This is a genomic window from Nocardia sp. NPDC088792, assembly GCF_044750615.1.
In the GTDB taxonomy this organism is placed as follows: Bacteria; Actinomycetota; Actinomycetes; order Mycobacteriales; family Mycobacteriaceae; genus Nocardia.
This window is the reverse complement of sequence record NZ_JBIVKC010000009.1, coordinates 351011-370110: the sequence shown is the minus strand read 5'-3', so window position 1 is coordinate 370110 and position 19100 is coordinate 351011. Positions and strand designations below refer to the sequence as shown.

Here is a 19100-nt window from a genome sequence, read left to right as displayed (position 1 = left end):
CCCGCGGCAATCCAACGCGTCCCGCACCGTTCGCGCTGTTCGCCGCCTCGCGGTCGGCGGGCGCGGCGATCGGTTTCACCGCCGCTTCTCGCCCGCCGGTGTGGCCGGGTGCGGCGGTGCGCATCGCGGCATGGGGGCGCGATGTGGGCGGGGGTATTGCTTTCGTACTCTGCTGCACAGGAATCCCTCCCGTGTGCGGCGCTCGCAGGCGCCGAGGTACCTCCAAGGATTCTGCCAAGTTTTCGGCGCGGTCAGAAGAGCTTTGCGCGCGCCGCGTTGTCGCCTAGCGTGGCGCGGGTGAGCGAGAACTCCGTACGGGCGGGACGGGCGCCGGCCACGATCGTGGCGGAAGGCGTGCGCAGTCCGAAGGAACTGCCGATGGCCATGGGGGCGTTGCCGTCCGGAACAACCTGGAAGTCAAGCTGATTCGCGAGAATGCGCCCAGGCCCGGCCTGCTCTTCGATGCCGACCGGGATGCCGCGTTCCGCACGATTCAGCGGCTACCCTCCCTCCCGGCCGGGAGGGAGGGTAGCCGCGTCGCACGACTACGACGCCTGCGCCGCCCGCGCGTGAATGGGATGCTCGAGATCCTCGGGCGTCGCGTGCTGGGTGAAGAAACGCAATGCCAGATTCACCGCGTCCTGTTCGGTGTAGACACCGGAGATGGCCATTGTCCGGCGCAGCGCGTCATCGTCGAGATAGATACGAGTGATTGCCATTTCGGCACCTCCGCCATGTCCGTCTGTAGAGAAAGCATGACGTATCGATGAGGCGGCGGTGCCGAAACAGCGAGGCCCGCGGTACTCGAATCCGCTAGGCGAGCATGCCCGCCAGGCGTGCGCCGATCAGCGCCTCGGCCTCGGACACCATGCGCGACACCAATTCCGCACAGGTCGGGATGTCGTCGATGAGGCCCTGCACCTGACCGGCGGACCAGATGCCCGCGTCCAGATCGCCCTCCTCGAACACGCGACGCCCGCGCGCACCCGCGACCAGGTCCTTCACGTCCTCGAACTTGCCGCCGGCCTTCTCGATCTCGACGACCTTGCGGCTGATCTCGTTGTCCGCCACGCGCGCCGTGTTGTGCATGGTGCGGAAGATGAGCTGGGTGGCGCGCTCACTGTTGGCGACGATCTGCTCCTTGACCGTCTGGTGGATCGCCGACTCCTGCGTGCACATGAAGCGTGTACCCATATTGACGCCGTCCGCGCCCAGCGCCAGCGCCGCGACCAGACCGCGCGCATCGGCGATGCCACCGGAGGCGATGACCGGAATGTCCAGCACCTGGGTGGCGGCGGGGATCAGGATCAGGCCGGGGACATCGTCCTCGCCCGGGTGCCCGGCGCATTCGAAGCCGTCGATGGACACGCCGTCCACGCCGATCTTCTGCGCCTTGAGCGCGTGCCGCACGCTGGTGCACTTGTGCAGCACCTTGATTCCGGCTTCCTTGTAGTACGGCAGGAAGGGTTCCGGATTGCTGCCGGCGGTCTCCACGATCTTCACGCCGGAGTCGATGATCGCCTTGGCGTACTCCTGGTACGGCGGCGGGTTGATCGACGGCAGGATCGTCACGTTCACGCCGAAGGGCTTGTCGGTGAGTTCCCGCGCGCGATCGATCTCGCGGCGCAGATCGTCGGGGGTGGGCTGGGTCAGGGCGGTGATGATGCCGAGCCCGCCCGCCTCGGAGACGGCGGCGGCGAGTTCGGCGCGGCCGACCCACATCATGCCGCCCTGCACGATCGGATGCTCGACCCCGAAGGTCTCGGTGAACCTGGTTTTCAGAGCCATTGGCGCTGTCCTCTCCCTGCCTCTCGCAACTGTGCCGATACTCGCATGGTTGCATATGGGCGGACAAGCCCTATGTGAGTGGGAGTTTGCACCTCGGGCGATCTCATCAGGGTCAACCTGTGGATAACCGAGGCAGGCGCTGACCTGGTACTAGATCATTTTGTACCCTCTGAGCTGCGAAATGAAGCACTGATAAATTTATGGCGGAACCTTCTCTGTAACCCTTGTCACGCCAAAAAGTTAGTTGCTATTCTCACGCTCGATCAGCGTGAAAGGACACCGCATGACCTTGCAGCCGCTCGACGAACCGATCCGCTCGCGACGCAACCACTGGGTGAACCAGATAGCGACGCACGCGGTCATGCGCCCGGACCGGGTCGCCTTCCGGTTCAAGGGCGTGGACACCACGTGGCAGCAGCTGCACGAGCGGTCGGAGACATTCGCCGACGCGCTCGCCCGTCGAGGGGTCGGGTTCGGCGATCGCGTGCTCATCCTGGCGCTCAACTACACCGAGTACATCGAGGCGGTCATGGGCATCAACGCCCTGGGCGCCATCGCGGTACCGGTGAACTTCCGGCTCACCCCACCCGAGGTCGCCTACATCGTGAGCGACTCCGGCGCCAAGGCGGTCGTCACCGACAACCTGCTGCAACCGCTCGCGGTAGGCGTCGCGGCGCGGGCCCCGGAGCTGTCCACCATCGTGGTCATCAACGGGCAGACCGGGGACGGCGTCATCGGCTACGACGACTTCATCGCCGAACCGGGCGAACCCCATGCGCCGCTGGACATTCCGGAGGACACGCCCTGCCTCATCATGTACACCTCCGGCACCACCGGCGCGCCCAAGGGCGCGGTGCTGTCGCACGCGAACATGAGCGCGCAGGCCCTCACCTGCATCCGGGCCATGGATCTCGGCGCGGACGCCATCGGCTTCTGTACCTCGCCGCTGTTCCATATCGCCGGACTGGGCAGCCTCACACCGTATTTCATGCTCGGCGGCAAGACCGTGCTGCATCCGCTGGGCGCGTTCGACGCCACCGAATGGCTGGACGCCGTCGAGGCGGAACAGGCCTCGGCCGCCTTCTGCGTACCGGTGCAATGGCAGCTCATCTGCGAGGAACCGACGGTCAAGCAGCGCAAGCTGGCCCTGCGGGCGCTGTGCTGGGGCGCCGCCCCGGCCTCGGACACGGTGCTGCGGGCCATGGCCGACAGCTTCCCCGGCGCCTTCAATGTCGCGGTGTTCGGGCAGACCGAGATGTCCCCCATCACCTGCGTACTGGAGGGCGAGGACGCGCTGCGCAAGATCGGCTCGGTGGGCAAGCCCATCCCGACCATCCAGGCGCGCATCGTCGATGACGAGATGAACGATGTCGCCCCCGGCGAGATCGGCGAGATCGTCTACCGCGGGCCGACTCTCATGTCGGAGTACTGGAACAAGCCCGAGGCGACCGCGGAAGCCTTTCACGGCGGCTGGTTCCACTCCGGTGACCTGGTGCGCCGGGACGAGGAGGGGTTCGTCTACGTGGTGGACCGCAAGAAGGACATGATCATCTCCGGCGGCGAGAACATCTACTGCGCCGAGGTCGAGAACGTCCTGTTCGCGCACCCCAAGATTCACGAGGCCGCGGTGGTCGGCCGCCCGCACGAGAAGTGGGGCGAGGTGCCGGTCGCGGTGGTCGCTCTGGTCGAGGGTGCGGACGACCTGACGCTGGAAGAGCTGGAACCCTTCCTGAACGAGTCGCTGGCGCGCTACAAGCACCCCAAGCACCTGGTGATCGTCCCCGAACTCCCCCGCAATGCCAGCGGCAAGGTCGTGAAGGTCGAACTGCGCAAGCAGTATTCGGCGTAACCGCTAGATCATGTCGCGGGACGTGAGCCAGCGCATGAGCGGCCAGCCGCAGAAGACCGGGAGCCAGCAGGTGAGTACCCGGTAGAGGAGGACGGCGGGCACCGCGAGCGTCGCCGACACACCGAAGGCGGCCAGCCCGCCGATCAGCGCGGCCTCGACGGCGCCCACCCCGCCCGGGGTCGGCGCGGCCGAGGCCAGCGTGCCGCCGATCATGGTCACGATGGTGACCGTCACGAAAGTGGTGCTGCCGCCGAAGGCTTCGATACTCGCCCACAGCGCCAGCGCCATGCCGAGCGTCGTGGTGGCACAACCGGCGACGATCATGGCCAGCCGCCACGGCTTGCGAGCCAGATCCTTGAGCTGCTCGAGCACCTCCGCCAGCTGCGGGCGCACCTCGTGCACCAGCCATTTGCGCACCTTGGGGATGAACATGGTGGCGCCGAGCAAGCCGAGCAGCGCACCCGCCACCAGGTACAGGACCGTGGCGCTGGGTACGAAATGCGACAGGTTCGTCGAAACCCCGGCCAGCGCACCGAAGATCAGCAACAGCACCACGTGCGTGACCACCTGGATGGTCTGCTGCAGCGCCACCGCGGCGGTGGCGCGCACCGCACCCAGGCCGCTCTTCTGCAGGAAGCGCACGCTCAGGGCCAGACCACCGACACCGGCCGGCGTCGTAGTGGCCGCAAAGGTATTGGCCACCTGCATGATCAGCAGATTGCGGAACCGCACGGCCTCGGACGCGCACGCCCACAACGCCATTGCCGCGCCCACATAGGTCAGCGCCGACACGGTGAGCCCGAGCGCCGCCCAACCCCAGTGCAGATTCCCCAGTTCCGACGCGAAGGTCGGGGCCTGGCTGATATACGGATAGGCCACGTAGACAAGGCCGATGAGCAGGACCAGCTGGATGATCTGATTGCGCGAGAACCGGGTGATCTGCGCGGCCTCGATCTTGTCCTGCCCGGTCTGCTCCAGCACTTCCTCGCGAATGGCCTTCATCAGCTCGCCCGCGTCCGGCACCGCCTTGCGCACGTGCGCGGGCATGGCCGTGCGGGTCAGCCGCGCGGAGGCACTGAGCACCGCCTCCTTGCCGAGCGCCTCCAGCGCGGTGCGCACCGTCATCTCCGCGCCGAACAAGGACGTGGCCGACAACAGCAGCTGCGCCACATCGGATTCGAAACGAGCCTGATACGCACCGAATTCGGACTGCACGAACCCGCCGAACAACACGGTGTCGTCGGGCATGATGCGGATTTCCTCGGTGCGCAGATCACCGTGCGAGATCTGCGCCTGATGCATGGCGCCCAGCGTCTCCCACACCTTGGTCAGCGTGCGGGCGCTGTCCGAGGCGGCCAGCGACCGGCCCTGGGTGACGGTGTGCGCGTAGACCATCCAGCCACGTTCCAGCGCCGCGACCGTGAGCGGCTTGTTGCTGGCCAGCCCCAGATCCGCGATGGCGAAACCCATCAGCGCGCGATGCTCGACCGCGCGGCGCATGGACGCGAACGGCGCCGGGGACTCGCTCGCGCGAATCGTCAACCAGCGCCGCAACATCTGCAGGGCGCCGCGGCTGCGCTGATTCGCGCCGTACATCTCGATGATCAGTTCATTGTCGGGAGAAGCGGATCCGCCGCCGCCGTTGTCCAGGGAGGCGCCCAGCTCGGCGGACGGCGTGGTGCTCGCCGACAGCACCAGCGGTCCGCGCGCGGCCGGGCGCAGCACCTTGAACGCCGTCACCCGGAAACCGCGCTGCGCCAGCACCCGCACTGCCGCATCGAGCGGAACCTCCAACGCGGGAGTGCCGACCACCAGCACGATCACCGCACCCACCAGCCAGCCCACCGCCAGGCCCAGCGCGGCCCGCGCGGGCACCACCAGACTGACGAACAGGTGAATGGGCACGAACGCCAGCAGCAGCGTCCACCACCAGCGCCGGGCCCGCTTGGGCAGCCACGGGCTCGCGACCGTCAGCACCGCCGCCAGCATCGCGATCCAGCGCGGATCGTCGAGGAACTGCGACAGGAACGTATTGACCTGCTGCGGCTGCGACAGATGCCAGCGCGGCGCGGTGAATCCGGTGCCGGTGATGGAGAACAGGGCCAGGGCGATCAGACCCGCGGAGAGGAACCCGGCCAGCAGCTTCCACTGCCGGCGCAGGATGAGCCGCACCAGAATCGCGAACGGCAGCGCCAGAATGGCGATGCCGTAGAAGATGTAGACGAGGTTGGACTGTTCCGGCGTCAGGAAGCCCAGGATGTTGGAGACCGACTTCTCCAGCGCCTCCCATTTGGGCCGCGTGATGAGCGAGCCCGCGATGACGATCGCGACCAGGAGTACGGACAGCACTACACGCAGAATGTCACTGGTCCGGCGGATCCGCGGCTGCAGCAGGCTGCCGGAGACGGGGATCTCCCGCCCGTCGACTCGCATGTCCTATCGGCGCTTTCGGATCGTGGGAACACCTGCGGTCCCATGGTCGGCTCGTGTGAGTATGCGGCAGGCGACGGCAGCACCGTGCGCCCAACACGCCGAGTTACCGTAACCCGTCGCTGCCTGCGGCTGAGATCTGCCCGGCCCGTCACCTGCCACCGGGCGTGTCAGCCGTCCCCGCGATACCCCTGTTTTTCCGGCTTAATTGATCTTCGAGGCGTTCCGGACAGATGCGTGCAAGGATCGATCCGTGGTGCTCGATCTGCGTGTTTGTTTTCTGGGGGAATCGTTCGTCGCGGGGGTGGGTGACCAGAAGGGCTTGGGCTGGGCGGGCAGATTGGCCACCCGCGCCATTGCCGCCGGACAGCCTCTCACGTTCTACAACCTCGGTATACGCCGCGAAACCAGTAGCGAGCTGAGAACCCGATGGGAAGCCGAGTGCAAGCGCCGACTACCCGAGGGCGCGGACTGCCGGGTGGTGATCTCCACCGGAGTCAATGACAGCGTGCACGAACGCGGCCTGCCGCGCGTGGATCCGGTCGAGTCGGTGGCGAATATGGACGCCATCCTGCGCCGCGTACAGGGAAACCATTGGCATCCACTGGTTGTCGCGCCGCCGCCGAATGTCGATCCCGCGCACAATCATCGGCTCGAGGTGCTCGACGAGAAGTTCGCCCAACTCTGCGAGGGACTCGGCGTCCCGTATCTGCGGGCGCATCAACCGTTGCTGGAGAACAAGATCTGGATGCAGGATGTCGCGGCCGGCGACGGCTACCACCCGGGCGCGGCGGGCTACGACGAATTCGCCGCCCTGCTGGTGCCGCACTGGCTGCTGTGGCTGGCCGATCCCGGATCAGGGCTGCCGACCCTCCGCTGAATCGGGCACGGTGGCGACCGAATCGGGCACGGTGGCCACCGAATCGGGCACGACGGCGACCCGGTGCGCGGGATGGGCGGCGGGCGGCAGCAGCCAATCCATCACCGACGCCGATCCGCGTTTGCGGGTATTGGTCAGACCCGATCCGACCAGCACGCCCAGCGCGATGGCCAGCACCGACAACAGCACATTGATCAGCACCTGCAGGCCGTTCACCCCGTGCGAATTGTTCACCAGGTCCGACACCGCCGTCAGCCCCATACCGCCGGGCACCAGCATCCAGAACGCGGGCAGGAACGCCACCTGGGTCGGCGGCGCATTCCGATTGCGCTGCACCAGATATGCGGCCGGCACCGCGACCAGACCACCCAGGAACGCGCCCAGCAGCGGCCCGCCCGCCCGAATCCCGAACTGCTGCGCCACGAACGTGACATACAGCACCAGCAGCAGCCAGAACAACGATTTGGGCGGCGCACTGGACCGCCACGAATGCCCGATGCCGATGAGCAGCACGCCCAGGATCGGCGCCCACCAGCCGACCGTGTGCAGATACGAGAACTCGGGCGGCTGCGGACCCATCATCTGCAATGCGATGTAGATGCCGAAGGCCAAGAGCAGCAGCTTGTTCAGGCCCGCCAGCGTGCGCGCCGAGCCCGCCACCATGGACCCGGTGGCCAGTTCGATCGCGCCATTGGTGAGCGTCGCGCCCGGCAGCAGGCCCGCGACCGCCGGAATCAGCAGCTGCGAGGGCTGGCCGCCGCCCAGCGCGTGCGGAAATCCGTAGGCCAGCAAGGTGACCACCGCGCCCGCGGTGACCGGCAGCGCCAGCGACAGCAGCTGGAAACGGTCCGCCAGCATCACCAGCAGCTGCACCGCCAGCCCGAGGACGGCGTACCCGATGAGCGCCTGCGGGGTCGGGTTCAGCATGAGTCCCAGGCCCACCGTGAGAATCACATTGCCCAGCAGCATGAGCCAGACGGCGGTCGGCGGCGGCGCGGCCAGGATCGCCTCCAGACCGGCGGTGACCTCGGTGGGCGGCGGCAGTTCGTGCTTCAGGCCGTCCAGCAGTTTGTACAGCGCGGCGATCTGATCCAGCCGCAGCGTGTCGTTGCCGGCCACCTGCAGGTCGACCGCCGAACCGCGCGAATCCTGCACGCGCACGAACACTCCGGTGGGCAGCACGAAGAACTGGACATCCTTCGCGCCGTAGCGGCGGGCGGTGTCGTCGAGAATGGCCTGGGCGCGATCGGTGGTCTCGCCGGCGCCGATGAGCATGACGCCCAGCAGCCGCAGCAGATTCAGCAGATCCGCGGAGACCGGTGGTTCCTCCGGGGGCGGCGGATCGTGGATCTCGTGCGCGCCCGCCCGGTGCGCCACGCGATTGACCAGCCACTCGTCGACCACATCACCGGCCCGGCGGGCCACGCTCGTCAGTCGCCGGCTGACCGGGACCCCGGCGGTGGCCGCACGCCGAGGCCGCGTCCGTAGATGCCGCGGGCTCGTCGCACTCATGTATCGCCTCCTGATTCCGCTTCAGTTCTACTCGCCGAGACGGAGACAGCAACATCGTGGCTAAAGAACCCTAACCTGTGCGGAATGCGGTTCGATGGACTGCGATGAGTTTCGGGGACCGGCCCCGTCAGCACCCTCGAACCCGACCACAGAGCCGAGAGAGAGCACCCACCATGGGCAAAATCGTTGTCGCCGAATTCGTTTCCGCCGATGGCATCATCGAGAACCCGGCCTGGACGGTCCCGTACTGGTCCGACGAGATCGCCGCCTACAAGAGCGCCGAACTGGACGAGGCCGACGCCCTGCTGCTCGGCCGCACCACCTACGAGGGCTTCGCCGCCGCCTGGCCGAACCACCCGGAGGAGGGCGCCTACAAGGACAAGATGAACGCCATGCCCAAGCACGTGGTCAGCGCGCGACCCGAGCTGGAATGGAACGCCGCCCGGATCGAGGGCGACCTCGCCGAATCCCTCGCCGAACTGCGCACCGAGCAGAACCTGCTGCTCTTCGGCAGCGGCCGGCTCGTCGACTTCCTGCGCGCGAACAATCTGGTCGACGAGTACCGCCTCGTCGTCTACCCGGTGCTGCTGGGTCAGGGCCTGCGCCTGTGGAATCCGGTCGACGCCGAGGCCACCCTCGCGCTCGCCGACTCGAAAACCCTGGGCAACGGGGTCGTCCTCGCCACCTACCGGGTGAGTTCGCCCACCGTGACGCGTCCCACCTTCGGCTGAACCGGCCATAACATCTGCCCGCCGGGGCCGGGTGCGATACCGTCACGAATGCCTGCCCGGGCAGTCGGGGTTTCGGGGGCCTGGCCCCTTGGAATTCACGAGATTTGGTCCTCCTCCATAAATTGGGTGGCATGGATATCGATACGCGACTGCTGCGTTACTTCCTGGCGGTCGCGGAAATGGAGAACCTCCCCGGGGCCGCGCAACGCCTGCATGTCGCGCAGCCCGCCCTGGCCACGCAGATCAAGCAGCTGGAACAGCAGCTCGGGGTGGAGCTCTTCATTCGTTCGCGGGCCGGCTGGACGCTGACCGCCGCGGGCAAGGTGCTGGCCGAACAGGTGCCGAACCTGCTGGCCTCCTGGGATCGAATCCTGCGCGACACCAAGAGCGATGCCTCCCGGGCCTCGCGGGTATTGCGGCTGGGCAGTGTGCAGAGCGCGGCCGACGGCTACATCCCGGAGATCGTCCAGGTCTTCCACCGCCTGCACCCGGACTGGCAGGTCGACATCCATCAGGGCGGCTGGACCGACCCCACGGCCGGCCTGGACGAGGGCGACGTGGATGTCGCGCTGCTCCGATTACCGTTCCCCGGCCAGGGCGAGTACCACGTACGCGAACTGTTCACCGAACCGCGCTGGATCGCACTGCCCGCGGATCATCCGCTGGCCGAACGCGACGATATCGCCTTCCGCGAACTGTGGGACGAACCGTATGTCGCCTCGCCCGCGGAAACCGGCTGGTGGCGCGACTATTGGATGGGGCTCGACGCACGGCCCGCCGACACCGCCATCATCGGCGCCATCGCCCGCAATACCGACGAATGGCTGCGCGCCATCGCCGGCGGCTTCGGCGTCAGCTTCACCCCGGCCTCCACCTCCCGCACCAATGCCTACCCCGGCGTGGTCTTCCGGCCCGTCCACGGCATCGGGCCCACCCGGGTCGCCCTGGTATGGCCGGACGCCTCGGAAGCGGATCCCGTGGTGCGCTACTTCATTCGCTGCTGCACCGACATCGTGGGCCACCAGGGCCACGACGGCCGCCGCACCTCATAGGCAATAACCTGGGGTAATGGACATCGATACGCGGCTGCTGCGGTATTTCGTCGCCGTCGCCGAGGAAGGTCATCTGACTCGGGCCGCGCAACGGCTGTACGTGTCCCAGCCCGCGCTGACCAAACAGATCAAACAGCTGGAACAGCAACTGGGAGTGGAGTTGTTCGTGCGGTCCCGCACGGGCATGGCACTCACCGAGCCCGGGCGCGTCTTCGCCGAATACGCGCCCGGCCTGCTGACCGGCTGGGATCGCATGCTGCGGGAGACCAAATCCGGGGCCAGCCGCGCCGCCAAGGTGCTGCGCGTCGGCTTCATCGCCAGCGCCGCAAACGAATTCACACCGGAGATCGTGGCCGCGTTCGGTGCCGCCCATTCGGGCTGGCGAATCGATATGCGGCAGTTCGGCTGGACCGATCCGTCCGCCGGTCTGGATGACGGCGATGTCGATGCCGCGCTCGTGCGCCTGCCGTTCCCGGGGCACGAGCGCTATCGCATCGAGGAGTTGTTCGAGGAGCCGCGTTATATCGCGATGCCCGCCACGCACCGGCTGGCCGAGCGGGAAGAGATCGACTTCGAGGAGCTCTGGGGTCAGCCGTTCGTGGCCGCGCCCCCGGAAAATGGCTGGTGGCGCGACTTTTGGATCGGCACCGACGCCCGCCCCGCCGACACCGCCGTCATCGGCGCCATTGCCCGCAATACCGACGAATGGCTCACCGCCATAGGCAATGGTTTCGGCATGAGCTTCACGCCCGAATCCTCGACCCGCTACTACCCGCGCCCCGGGGTGGTCTACCGCCCCGTGCGCGGCATCGGGCCGAGCCGGGTGGCGGTGGCCTGGCCCGCGTCCGCGGACGTGAATCCGATGGTCCGGGACTTCGTCCGCTGCTGCGTACAGGTGTGTGGCGCATGACCGATCAGCATCAGCACTGGGAGCGGACCTACCGGGCACACCCGGAAATGTACGGTGAGCAGCCCTCCGCGGCGGCGGTGTACGCGGCGCAGGTCTTCGGCGCAGCCGATGCCCGCTCGGTGCTCGAACTCGGTGCCGGCCACGGTCGTGATGCGATCTACCTGGCGCAGCAGGGTTTTCACGTCCGGGCCACCGACTTCAGTGCGATCGGCCTGCAACAACTACGGGATCGGGCGGGCACGCTCGGCGTGGCCGACCGGGTCGACACCCTGGAACACGATGTACGCCAGCCCATCCCGCTGCGCTACAACAGCGTCGACGCGGTCTTCGCGCACATGCTGCTGTGCATGAACCTGAGCACCGTCGAGATCCTGGACCTGGTCGCCGAGATCCGCCGCGTGCTGCGACCGGGCGGCGTCTTCGTCTACACCGTCCGCAATACCGACGACGCCCACTACAACAGTGGAATCGCCCGGGACGACGATATTTTCGAGCACGCCGGTTTCGCCGTGCACTTCTTCTCCACGGCATTGGTCGAGGCCGTGGCTAGAGGCTGGGAACTGCGTGAACGCCACGCCTTCGAGGAGGGTGAGCTCCCGCGCCGCCTCTGGCGGATCACTCAGTCGCTGCGGTGACCGCGAGGACCGCCATGGCGGCATTGTGGCCGCCGATGCCGCTGACCCCGCCGCCGCGCACCGCACCCGCCCCGCACAGCAGGATATTGCGGTGCTCGGTCGCGACACCCCAACGGGCGGCCAGGGTGTCGGCGCCACCGGTCAGGTACGGGAAGGACAGATCGGCGTGGAAGATGTGCCCGCCCGGCAGGCCGATCTCCTGTTCCAGTTCGACCGGAGTTCGCGCCTCCAGACACGGCTCGCCGGCGGCGTCGGTCGCCAGGCAGTCCCGGATGGGTTCGGCCAGCACCGAATCCAATTGCGCCAGTGTGGCATCGACCAGCCGCTCCTTCGCACCCCGCGGATCGTCGGCGAAAAGCCGTGCGGGAGTGTGCAGACCGAACAGCGTCAGCGTGTGCATGCCCTGCTCGATCAGCTCGGGCGCGAGGAGGGACGGGTCGGTCAGGGTGTGGCAGTAGATCTCCGAGGGCGGCGCCGAGGGAAGGCGGCCGGATACCGCCTCGCGGTAGGCGTGCTCGAGCTGGGTGGCGGATTCGGCGATATGGAAGGTGCCGGCGAAGGCGGTGCGCGGGTCGATCGTGGTGTCACGCAAGGCCGGTAGGCGGCGCAGCAGCATATTGATCTTGAGCTGCGCACCTTCAGGCTTCTCCGCCTGCTCGCCCAGCAGGTGTGCGAGCTCGTAGGGCGCCGCGTTCACCAGCACATGCCGCGCGCTCACCGTCTCCTCCGCGCCGGCCCGCGTGTACCGCACTTCGGCTGTGACATCGTCGGTTTCGATGGCGGTGACGGTGGCCCCGGTCAGGATCCGCGCACCCGCCCCGCGGACCGCGTCGGCGAGGGCGTCGGTCAAGGCGCCCATGCCGCCGACCGGCACATTCCAGTCGCCGGTGCCGCCGCCGATGACGTGATAGAGGAAGCAGCGGTTCTGCAGCAGCGAACGGTCGTGGGCATGGGTGAAGGTGCCGATCAGCGCATCGGTGAGCACCACGCCGCGCACGGTGTCGTCGGCGAACGCGGCCTCGACCGATTCACCCAGCGGCCGTTCGAAAACGGCCTCCCAGGCGGCGGAATCATCGACGGTGCGCTGTAATTCGGCGCGAGTGGGCAGCGGCTCGGTGAGGGTCGGGAAGACGCGCCGGGCCAGCTGCCCGGTCATGGCGTAGAAGCGTTGCCACGCTTCGAAATCCCGGTCGGAACCGGTGGTCTGGACGAAACTCTCCCGGGTGCCCGCCGCCGACCCGTTGTCCACCAGCAGGCCGCGCTCGCCGACCGGCGTGTAGGAGGAGATGCGCCGCTTCCGGGTCTCGAAGCGCAGGCCCAGATCCCGCACGATCCGGTCCGGCAGCAGTGAGACCAGATACGAGAACCGGGACAGCCGCGCATCCACGCCCGCGAAGACGCGCTCCGACACGGCCGCGCCGCCGGTGTGGTCCTGACGTTCCAGCACCAGCACCGAGCGCCCGGCCTTCGCGAGGTATGCGGCCGCCACCAGACCGTTGTGACCGCCGCCCACCACGACCACGTCGTACCGCGTCCGCTCGGGCCCACCGGGTTGTGTCATGACCCCATCGCATCACATCGGGTGCGGCGGTTTCGCTATCTCTCGGTCATGTCGAGGGCCGCGAGATGACTGAACAGCACCGACGCGCCGATCGGGTTACCGCCGCCGGGATAGACCGTGCCGCTCACCGCGGCCATGGTGTTGCCCGCGGCATACAGGCCCGGAATGGGCTCGCCCGCCGAATTCAGTACGCGCGCCGCGGTATCGGTGCGCAATCCGCCCTTGGTGCCGAGGTCGGAGATGCCGAAGGCGGCGGCGTGGAACGGGCCCCGCACGATCGGTGTGAGCGGCGGTTCGCCATTGGAGAAGGCGCGGTCGTAGGCCTCGTCGCCGCGGCAGAAGTCGTCGTCCACGCCCGCGGCGGCGAACTTGTTGAACCGGGCCACCGTGGCGACCAGAGCCTCCGCGGGGACGTCGATCAGTTCCGCGAGTTCTTCGAGAGTGTCCGCGGTGCGCCACAACCCGGCGTCGACATACTTCTGCGTTTCGACCATCGGCACATTGCTGGCCTTGATGGGCGGCACCGGGCCCTCGGTGTCGTCGTAGATCATCCAGAACGGGAGGGTTGCCGAGCCGTCGTTCAAATGCTCGATGATGTCGCGGCCCAGGCGGTCGTAGGGCGCGGACTCGTTGACGAAACGCTCTCCGGCCTGATTCACGAAGATGCCGCCGGTGAACCAGAGCGCGAAGGCCGCGCGCCCGTCCGGATGCACCAGTCCGGGCGACCACCACGCCTGATCCATGAGATCGGTGTCGGCTCCGGCCGCCAGCCCGGCTTCGAGGGCCTTGCCCTGATTTCCCCAGGGGCCCATGGTGTCTCGTGCCACGCCCGGCACGCCGTAGCGCTGCCGCAGTTCGTCATTGCCCTCGAACCCACCGGCCGCCAGCAGTACGCCCTTGCGGGCCCGGATGGCACGGCGTTCGCCGTCGTGCTCCACGATCGCCCCGACGACCGCGCCGTCCTCCGTCACCAGCTCCACCAGTGCCGTGTTCAGATGCAGGGAAACATCGGGGTACTTGCGCAATCCGAGCAGGAACCGGCCCACCAGCGCCCGCCCGCCGATCAGCAGTTCGGGGGCGGGATCACCGTAGCGGTCATTGCCCAGCGGCCCGCGCACCTGCTCGCTCCAGGCGCCGAGCTCGGCGGCGGGCAGCGGAGTTGGGATGATGTGCCGCTTACCGTCCAGGCGCGCCGCGGGCGCCTTCCCGAAATAGTCGGGCCACGGGAACATCTGGAAGGAGAACGCCGCGTCCCGCTCCAGGTATTCGATCACCTCCGCGCCCTTGCGCACATAGGTCTCCTGCAGGTCGGCCGGGGTGCGCTCACCGACCACCGCGCGGAAATAGGTGAGCGCGTCCTCGAAGCTGTCGTCCACGCCGGCGCGGCGCAGCACCGGATTGTTCGGGAACCACACCCCGCCGCCACCCGAGAACGAGGTGGTGCCACCGAATTTCTCGGTGGCCTCGACCACCGCCACCGACAATCCTTCGCGCGCCGCGGTATACGCCCCGGCCAGGCCACCGCCCGAGCCCGCCACCAGCACATCGACTTCTTCGTTCCAGTCCGTCACCGATTACTCCCTGAAAAGACGCGGTCCCCGAGCCGACGCTAAACGGCCGGGGACAGTGAACGCAGGAAGTGTCTCGATGGGCAGGAATCCGGATGCCCGCCGCCGGTCAGGCCGCGGCGCCCCAGGGGATGAGCACGATCTTGCCGCGCACCCGGCCGGATTCGCTGAGCTTGTGCGCCTCGACCACCTCGTCCAGCGGCAGCACGTGCTCGACCTCGCCGCGCAGCCGGCCGCTCTCCAGCAGCGGGGTGAGCGTCCGTAGATCGGCGCCCGACGGGCTGACGTAGTGGCGGTGGTAGCGCGGATCGTCCAGCGGTTCGCCCTGGGCGTCCACCACCCGGCCTTCGGGACGCAGCACCTGCAAGGAACGAGCCGTGTAGTCGCCGCCGACCAGGTCGAAGGCGAGATCGATATCGGTGACGGCCGTGGTGAAATCGGTTGTGGTGTAGTCGATCAGCTCATCCGCGCCGAGCCCGCGCAGGAATTCGTGGTTGGCGGTCCGCGCGGTGCCGATCACGTACGCGCCCGCCGCCTTGGCGATCTGGACCGCGAGATGACCGACCCCGCCCGCCGCGGCGTGCACCAGCACCCGCTGGCCCGGCCGCACCTCGGTGAGCGCCTGCCAGGCGGTGAGCACCGCGGTCGGCAGCGCGGCGGCATGCACGTGGTCGAGGGACTCCGGCTTGGGGGCGAGGAAATCGACCGGGGTGGTGACGTATTCGGCGTAGGCGCCGCTCCGGCTCAGGACCATGCCGAAAACCTCGTCGCCGGGCCGGAATTCGGTGACGCCGGGGCCGACCTCGGCGATCGTGCCGGAAAAGTCGAAGCCGAGGGTGAAGGGCGGCGGGCCCAGCTTGTCCACCTGGCCTTCGCGCAGCTTCCAATCCGCCGGATTCACCGCGGTGGCGGCGACTCGCACCAGCACCTCACCGGCCGCGGGCTGCGGTGTGTCGACCTCCACGACCTGCAGAACTTCCGGGCCGCCGAAGACTTCCTGACTGATCTTCTTCATGATCCCGATCCTGCGCCGGGTAGTCTCTTCGGGGAAGAAGGCACTTAATCGATCCCGAGGTACCTGATGGATACCGTCCCTGACCGGTCAGAATGGGACTGGGCGCAGTCGTCGAATCTCGTCGAGAGCTATCTGAACCAGTGTCCCGCACGGAACATCCTGTCGGTGCTTGCCGACAAGTGGGTGCTGCTCGTGCTCGGCACGCTGCGCGCCGCGGACGGACCGGTCCGGTTCAACGAATTGCGCCGCCGCCTCGACGGCATCACCCAGAAGGTGCTCACCCGCACGCTGCGCGACCTGGAACGCGACGGACTGGTCAGCCGCACCGTATACCCGACCGTGCCGCCCCGGGTCGAATACGCGCTCACCGAACTGGGCGCGGATCTCGGTGTGCTCACCCACGCCATGGGGCAATGGGCGGTCCGGCATGCCGGGGAAATCGACCGCGCGCGAACCGAATTCGACGAGCGCGCGGCTCAGGAACCACAACCGGTCACGGTTCGAATCGGACAGCCGCTCACTGCCTGACACACAACAGGCAGGCGTGCGGAGTCCACTCGTCCGGACGGGGATCCCGCACCAGCCTGGCGGTCACCCGGAAGCCGTGGCGGTCCAGCTCCGCCGCCAAAGTATCGGGCGCCCAACGATATCCGGGGGCGACCTTGTGCGGGTAGTCCTGGATTCCGGTCGGTTCATCGGACGCTTGGAAGGCGAGCAATAGTCGCCCGCCGGGCCGTAGCACTCGCGCGAATTCCGCTAACACCGTGGGCATCCGCTGTGGCGGCATATGAATGATGGAGTACCAGGCCACGATTCCGGCCAGGGTCGCGTCCGGGACGTCGAGGCGCTCCATCGTGCCCACCTCGAATCGCAGGTCCGGGTGCAACTCGCGGGCGATGCGGATCATCTCCGGGGACAGGTCGATCCCGGACACATCCAGTGCGGCGGCCTGCAGATAGCCGGTGACCCGGCCCGGCCCGCAGCCGATATCGATGACCGGGCCGTCGGAATCCTCCTGGACCGAGGCCGCGAAGACGTCGAGCATGGCCCGCTCGAAGGGGTTGTCGTGCAAATGCCGTTGGAACATCGACGTGTACCGCTCGGCTATATCGTCGTACGCCTCGCGGGTCACCCGCACATCTGCCGCTTCGCTCACGGCTCGACTCTAGATCGATGCGGTGACACGTCCGGGGAACACACTGCGCCGCCGATTCATAGCCGCACCGCGCCATCGGTTCATAGCCGCACCGCGCCCGTGGACGGGAACCGCAGCGGCTGCTCGACACCATCCAGCCGCACCCGCAGCGGCACCCCCGGGCCCATGCGGGCGCGCAGCGGCCACACGCTGAGCTGCGCCAGGAAACGGTAGTCGCGGGGCAGCGCGGGCAGCGGAAGGATGATGCGCCACAACGGGTATCGACTGTCCGGCGCCAGCCAGCCGTCCCGGAGCATGAACCGCAGCACGCGCGGGGACAATTGCCGGGCGGTGGCACTGGACAATTCCAGGCGCACCGTCTCGCCGTCGAGGTCGATGCGGGCCCGATTGTCCGCGCCGCCGTCCACGGTGAGCTGCCCGGCCGCGGTGAGATCCGCGGCCAACCCCGCCAGATCGTCGAAGAACTGACCCCACTCCCGGTCGCGCGCCCGATGCGCGGCCTGCTGCTGCTCGATGATCAGCCGGCGTTCCCGTTCCGCCGGATTCACCAGGTGCAGATCCACGGTGTCCGCATCGGCTACCAGGCCCAGGGACAAGCGCGGGGACGGCCAGACCGGGCCGTGCGCATGCCAGAGCGCGGCATGCACGGGCGTGCCGAATTCGGAGCGGAAGCCGTCGATGGCGCGGGTGAAGGCGGCGGTGCGCTGCTCGCGCACCTCGGCGGGGAGGCCCTCGTCGTAGAGGAAGGATTCGATGCTGTCGCTGAGCGTGACGCACACCGATTCCAGCCGGTCGCCGTCGAAACTGAAGCGGGCGCGCGGGCCCTCCACTCGCACGTCGGTGTCCGCCCACACCTCGCGTTCGCCCTCGCGCGGGTCGTGCACCGGCTTCCAGCCGGTCACCTCCAGGAAGGCGGCCACATCGGCGCGGGTCCAGGTCCAGGCGAAATCGCGGGCGGCACGGGCAATCTCGACGCCGCCGGGGACATCGATGCGCAAGGGTTCGGCGTCGGCCTCGACCGCCGTGTGGTGGCGCAGGAATTCGGCCCGCTGGCCGCGAGCGGTCGGATGCTCGGGGATGCCGAGCGCGGTGATGTCGAGATCATCGCCGCCCTCGACCCAGGCATCGGCCACCAGTTCGGTGGCGGCGGTGACGCCCAGCAGGCGCAAGGCATCGGTGGTCTGCCGGGCGAGGATGCTCAGCGCGATGCTGCCGGAGCCGCGGGTCAGGGCCCGCCACCAGTTCGCATCCGGGGCGGCCGTCCAGCCCCGATCGATCAGCTCCTGTTCGGTCTCCGCGCCGTATCGCCAGGTGGGGTCGATGAATTCGCTGCGGCTGAGCTCGCAGTGCAGGCGTTCCGCCTCCGCGGTGAACTGCAGATATCTGCCCCCGGGCGCGGTCAGCACCAGCCGCGCCTCGACCGGCAGCCCGTCCAGGAATCCGGCCAGCTGCTCGGTGAGCCGGCCCCAGCCGCCGAGCGCGGTCCGCCGGCGCGCGGCCTCGTGTCGCATATCCATCCAATAGCGTTGCTGCGCCGGAGCGACCAGCAGCAGGTCGACCGTGTCGGCACCGATCGTCAAGCCCGCGAACAGGTTCGGGAAACGCCAGGCCACACCCTCGGCGGGGCCGGCGTCCGTGCTCTCCGGCTCGCCCCACCGCTCGGTGAAGGCGGCCGTGACCCGGGCCATCGCGTCGGCGAGCAGCTCGTCACCGGCGAATACCGACCGGGACGGGCAATCCGAGATCGGCATCCGCACATAGTCGAGCCCGCGCTCACTCCCCCAGAACAACGCCGAATCCCACCAGACCTGCAATCCCGTCCGCGCGAACACCGCACCCGACCGGAAAGTGCCCACCGGCAGCGGCGTACTCCACCCCATCCGCCGCGCGAAACCGCCCACATCCGCAGCGCCCCAGCGCCATTCGAACCCCACTGCGGCCCTGACGATCTCGACCGCACCCGCGATATCCACCCGAACCTCGAAACCCACCCAGCGACCCTAACCCCGGCCC

17 protein-coding genes are annotated in these 19100 nt (G+C 68.2%); 8 read left to right on the top strand and 9 right to left on the bottom strand.

Annotated elements, in window-relative coordinates:
- Positions 1–297 precede the first annotated feature (297 nt).
- On the top strand, positions 298–426 hold the full coding sequence (locus ACIP5Y_RS46520) for a hypothetical protein (protein WP_400360222.1): 129 nt from the start codon (positions 298–300) through the stop codon (positions 424–426).
- A 119-nt stretch (positions 427–545) separates the two neighbouring features.
- On the opposite strand, the gene ACIP5Y_RS46515 is transcribed toward ACIP5Y_RS46520, so the two are convergent.
- A complete protein-coding gene (locus ACIP5Y_RS46515) occupies positions 546–719 on the bottom strand; it encodes a type II toxin-antitoxin system VapB family antitoxin (RefSeq protein ID WP_400360221.1) in 174 nt (57 codons plus the stop codon).
- Positions 720–813: 94 nt separating this feature from the next.
- Positions 814–1788, bottom strand: a complete 975-nt coding sequence (locus ACIP5Y_RS46510; protein ID WP_400360220.1) for an NAD(P)H-dependent flavin oxidoreductase — start codon at positions 1786–1788, stop codon at positions 814–816.
- Positions 1789–2071: 283 nt separating this feature from the next.
- Between ACIP5Y_RS46510 and fadD5 the strand changes: the two genes are divergently transcribed.
- Positions 2072–3637 carry a fatty-acid--CoA ligase FadD5 gene (fadD5, locus tag ACIP5Y_RS46505; protein WP_400360219.1) on the top strand — a complete coding sequence of 522 codons (1566 nt, stop codon included), beginning with the start codon at positions 2072–2074 and terminating at the stop codon, positions 3635–3637.
- Between the two features lie 3 nt (positions 3638–3640).
- Here fadD5 and ACIP5Y_RS46500 read toward each other — a convergent pair whose 3' ends face one another.
- Positions 3641–6070, bottom strand: coding sequence for a flippase-like domain-containing protein (locus ACIP5Y_RS46500; RefSeq protein ID WP_400360218.1), 2430 nt, complete (start codon positions 6068–6070; stop codon positions 3641–3643).
- A 250-nt stretch (positions 6071–6320) separates the two neighbouring features.
- Here ACIP5Y_RS46500 and ACIP5Y_RS46495 point away from each other — a divergent pair, with 250 nt between their 5' ends.
- Positions 6321–6947 (top strand): GDSL-type esterase/lipase family protein, encoded by a 627-nt coding sequence (locus ACIP5Y_RS46495; protein WP_400360217.1) that lies wholly within the window; start codon positions 6321–6323, stop codon positions 6945–6947.
- On the opposite strand, the gene ACIP5Y_RS46490 is transcribed toward ACIP5Y_RS46495, so the two are convergent.
- A complete protein-coding gene (locus ACIP5Y_RS46490) occupies positions 6924–8459 on the bottom strand; it encodes a threonine/serine exporter ThrE family protein (protein WP_400360216.1) in 1536 nt (511 codons plus the stop codon). The two genes, ACIP5Y_RS46495 and ACIP5Y_RS46490, sit on opposite strands and share 24 nt — an antisense overlap.
- A gap of 173 nt (positions 8460–8632) precedes the next feature.
- Between ACIP5Y_RS46490 and ACIP5Y_RS46485 the strand changes: the two genes are divergently transcribed.
- From ACIP5Y_RS46485 to ACIP5Y_RS46470, 4 genes are all read left to right on the top strand, one after another.
- The gene (locus tag ACIP5Y_RS46485) at positions 8633–9190 is read left to right on the top strand and encodes a dihydrofolate reductase family protein (protein ID WP_400360215.1); all 558 of its coding nucleotides are present in this window, start codon (positions 8633–8635) and stop codon (positions 9188–9190) included.
- A gap of 131 nt (positions 9191–9321) precedes the next feature.
- A complete protein-coding gene (locus ACIP5Y_RS46480) occupies positions 9322–10242 on the top strand; it encodes a LysR family transcriptional regulator (protein WP_400360214.1) in 921 nt (306 codons plus the stop codon).
- 16 nt (positions 10243–10258) lie between these two features.
- Positions 10259–11152 (top strand): LysR family transcriptional regulator, encoded by an 894-nt coding sequence (locus ACIP5Y_RS46475; protein ID WP_400360213.1) that lies wholly within the window; start codon positions 10259–10261, stop codon positions 11150–11152.
- Positions 11149–11787: a class I SAM-dependent methyltransferase gene (locus ACIP5Y_RS46470; RefSeq protein ID WP_400360212.1), complete on the top strand. Its 639-nt coding sequence runs from the start codon at positions 11149–11151 to the stop codon at positions 11785–11787. The genes ACIP5Y_RS46475 and ACIP5Y_RS46470 overlap by 4 nt, the downstream gene beginning before the upstream one ends.
- On the opposite strand, the gene ACIP5Y_RS46465 is transcribed toward ACIP5Y_RS46470, so the two are convergent.
- The 3 genes from ACIP5Y_RS46465 to ACIP5Y_RS46455 form a co-directional block, all read right to left on the bottom strand.
- Positions 11768–13348: a phytoene desaturase family protein gene (locus ACIP5Y_RS46465; protein WP_400360211.1), complete on the bottom strand. Its 1581-nt coding sequence runs from the start codon at positions 13346–13348 to the stop codon at positions 11768–11770. The two genes, ACIP5Y_RS46470 and ACIP5Y_RS46465, sit on opposite strands and share 20 nt — an antisense overlap.
- A gap of 35 nt (positions 13349–13383) precedes the next feature.
- Positions 13384–14919, bottom strand: coding sequence for an FAD-binding protein (locus ACIP5Y_RS46460; RefSeq protein ID WP_400360210.1), 1536 nt, complete (start codon positions 14917–14919; stop codon positions 13384–13386).
- Between the two features lie 106 nt (positions 14920–15025).
- Positions 15026–15931, bottom strand: a complete 906-nt coding sequence (locus tag ACIP5Y_RS46455) for an NADP-dependent oxidoreductase (RefSeq protein ID WP_400360209.1) — start codon at positions 15929–15931, stop codon at positions 15026–15028.
- 66 nt (positions 15932–15997) lie between these two features.
- Here ACIP5Y_RS46455 and ACIP5Y_RS46450 point away from each other — a divergent pair, with 66 nt between their 5' ends.
- A complete protein-coding gene (locus ACIP5Y_RS46450; RefSeq protein WP_400360208.1) occupies positions 15998–16459 on the top strand; it encodes a winged helix-turn-helix transcriptional regulator in 462 nt (153 codons plus the stop codon).
- On the opposite strand, the gene ACIP5Y_RS46445 is transcribed toward ACIP5Y_RS46450, so the two are convergent.
- Both ACIP5Y_RS46445 and ACIP5Y_RS46440 read right to left on the bottom strand, forming a co-directional pair.
- Positions 16449–17087: a class I SAM-dependent DNA methyltransferase gene (locus ACIP5Y_RS46445; protein WP_400360207.1), complete on the bottom strand. Its 639-nt coding sequence runs from the start codon at positions 17085–17087 to the stop codon at positions 16449–16451. The two genes, ACIP5Y_RS46450 and ACIP5Y_RS46445, sit on opposite strands and share 11 nt — an antisense overlap.
- Before the next feature lie 80 nt (positions 17088–17167).
- Positions 17168–19078 (bottom strand): DUF6301 family protein, encoded by a 1911-nt coding sequence (locus tag ACIP5Y_RS46440; protein WP_400360206.1) that lies wholly within the window; start codon positions 19076–19078, stop codon positions 17168–17170.
- Positions 19079–19100 lie beyond the last annotated feature (22 nt).